This is a genomic window from Methylophaga sp. (assembly GCF_965655755.1).
Lineage (GTDB): Bacteria > Pseudomonadota > Gammaproteobacteria > Nitrosococcales > Methylophagaceae > Methylophaga.
The window spans coordinates 1-2,611 of record NZ_CBFHHW010000046.1 but is presented as its reverse complement, the minus strand read 5'-3'; the positions used below and the strand labels follow the sequence as shown (position 1 = coordinate 2,611).

The 2,611-nt window shown below is 45.6% G+C and carries 4 protein-coding genes; 3 read left to right on the top strand and 1 reads right to left on the bottom strand.

What is annotated here, in order from left to right:
- Window positions 1–511: FAD-dependent oxidoreductase (locus ACTF5U_RS11685; protein WP_438971809.1), on the bottom strand; the 511-nt coding region annotated here is incomplete at its 3' end.
- Between the two features lie 130 nt (window positions 512–641).
- Here ACTF5U_RS11685 and rpoE point away from each other — a divergent pair.
- From rpoE to ACTF5U_RS11670, 3 genes are all read left to right on the top strand, one after another.
- Entirely contained in the window at window positions 642–1,220 is a 579-nt protein-coding gene (gene rpoE / locus ACTF5U_RS11680; RefSeq protein WP_438971808.1) for an RNA polymerase sigma factor RpoE, read from the top strand.
- Window positions 1,217–1,783, top strand: coding sequence for a sigma-E factor negative regulatory protein (locus ACTF5U_RS11675; RefSeq protein WP_438971807.1), 567 nt, complete (start codon window positions 1,217–1,219; stop codon window positions 1,781–1,783). Before rpoE ends, ACTF5U_RS11675 begins: the two co-directional genes overlap by 4 nt.
- Before the next feature lie 6 nt (window positions 1,784–1,789).
- Window positions 1,790–2,611, top strand: an 822-nt coding sequence (locus ACTF5U_RS11670) for a MucB/RseB C-terminal domain-containing protein (RefSeq protein WP_438971806.1), incomplete at its 3' end; no start/stop codon positions are given.

The window sequence follows — 2,611 nt, the reverse complement described above, 5'->3', positions numbered from 1 at the left end:
GTTCACCTAATTGTTTATTGCTGGTGATAAGGTCGATACCGATATGAAATGGAAACAAGCTGATATTGGGGTGTGCTTTTGCTTTTGCTAGCAGTGTTGTTTCCACTTCGCGACCGGTCGCATCGGCAGAATGAATGATGCGGCGGTGACTATGGCCACCTTCCTGAGCCAGATGGTACGTTTCTGAGGTGATACCATCACGGGTGAATGATACTCCCTGCTGAATAAGCCACTCAATGTTTTCACGCGCATGCTCAACGGTATAATTCACCGCTTGTTCATCACATAATCCGGCGCCAGCAATCAAGGTGTCTTGTACATGTGACTGAATAGAGTCGGTTTTATCTAGGACCACTGATATGCCGCCCTGAGCATATAAGGATGCCCCTTCTTCGAGTTGCCCTTTGGCGATGACAGCAACATTAGCTGTATCGGCCATATGCAATGCCAAAGTTAAACCGGCAGTGCCACTACCGATGATTAATATGTCAAAATGATGTGTTGTCGTCATAACAGCGTATAAGGGTACAATGAATGTGGGATTATTTTGCACTTAATCTGGAACAAAGTTAAATCGATATGGTCAATCTACCGGTAAATAAGAATAAGCTCTGGCGTGTCGAGAAAGGCCGGACCAAAGGATGAATGTGGATCAAGAGCTAGTACGGCGCGTACAGGCAGGTGATAAAAAGGCGTTTGACCTGTTGATTATGAAGTATCAGCAGCGAATTATTCATGTGATAACGGGGTTTGTGCATGATCCGGTTGAAGCAATGGATGTCGCTCAAGAAGCATTCATCAAGGCTTACCGGGCATTGCCCGGGTTTCGAGGTGATAGTGCGTTTTATACATGGCTTTATCGCATCGCTATTAACACCTCTAAGAACTATCTCACAGCGGCTTCGCGCAGACCTCCTGTATCGGATGTCGATGCGATGGATGCGACGATTTATTATGATGCGCCAGAGTTGAAGGAATTTGAGACGCCTGAAAGTAGTCTCATGAGTGATGAGCTTAAACAGGCGATTCATTTGGCGATTCAAGAATTGCCAGAAGATACGGCAACAGCTATCAAACTGCGGGAGTTTGAAGGGCTAAGCTATGAGGAAATTGCAGAGGCAATGGATTGTCCAATTGGGACGGTGCGCTCTCGAATTTTTCGCGCCAGAGAGGCTATAGATAAACAGGTCAAAGCAGTAATGGGTGGAGAGGAACAATGATGACTGCCAAGCAACAAGAACTTCTTTCAGCATTCGTCGATGGCGAATTGAATAAGCATGAAATTGATGAACTATTGATGTTGATGCAAAAAGACAGCAGCGCAAAAGAAGCATTTATGCGTTTTCAATTTTCCAGCGATGTTATTCACGGTTATAAAAAACAATCTAAATTGGTCGATTTAACGCCACGTATCAGCTCAGCCTTGGCCGACGAGGCACCCCACAATATCGAATCGGGTAACACTAAGAAATCGAATGTGTTGACGTTGCCTGGCTGGTTTTGGAAACAAACCGCAGGTCTTGCGGCCGCCGCTTCAATCGGTGCTCTGGCTGTAGTCGGTGTCATGAACCAGCCGCAAACTACGATGACTCCTCAGCTAGCAGAAGTTAATGTTGTTTCACAACAAGAAACGACACTGGCAACTGCTGCTGACAACAGATGGACTGTTGGTGAACGCGAAGTGGAAGACAGACTGAACAACTACCTTGTGGACCATAACGAATACGCAGGCGCATCCGGTCTGTTTTCATATGCACGTGTCGTGTCATATGGCGAGGAGTAATCTCTGATGCGTTTTTTGCTACACCTGTTTCTTATCATGACGTTTGCTTTTTCTACTTCAGCACAGGCAAATGATAAAGAAGCACTCCAGATGCTGGAACGCATGACAGAAGCAGCAAAAAATCTTACTTATGAAGGCGTGTTTGCTTATCAAACTGGAAAAAACCTGCAATCAATTCGTATTTTTCATCGGGCTGATGCCAGGGGAGAGCTTGAACGCTTAGTTTCACTGAATGGTGAAGCACGTGAGGTAATCCGAAATAATGATATGGTCACCTGTATCAACCCTGAAGGTAAGCAAGTTAGTGTCAGTAGACGACCTCTCGGAAGAGGTTTCCCAAGTGATTTACCCAGGCGTTTAAATTCCGCTACACCATACTATCAGGTCGAGTTAGCGGATACGGATCGGGTTGCAGGCCGACAAGCTCATAAGCTGATTATCTCCCCTCTGGATAATTATCGTTACGGTTACCACCTCTGGGTAGATGATGAGACTCACCTTCTTCTCAAATCAGAATTAAGAGATCAAGGTGGCAATGTTTTGGAGACTTTTGCTTTTTCTTCATTGAACACTGGTGTTCATATCCCTGATCACAAACTTAAATCACAAATCAACGGCGAAGAAATGACGTGGCATCGAACGGAACCTGAGACACCACTCAACATGGGATCTCTGACAAGTAATGCCTCTCAATGGCGCATGCAATGGCTGCCCGATGGGTTTGCTCTTGTCGCACAGCAAACGCGACTTCGAGCCAGTAATGGGGCCAATGTTGAACAACGGGTTTACAGTGATGGGCTGAGTTCTGTGTCAATTTTCATAGAAAAA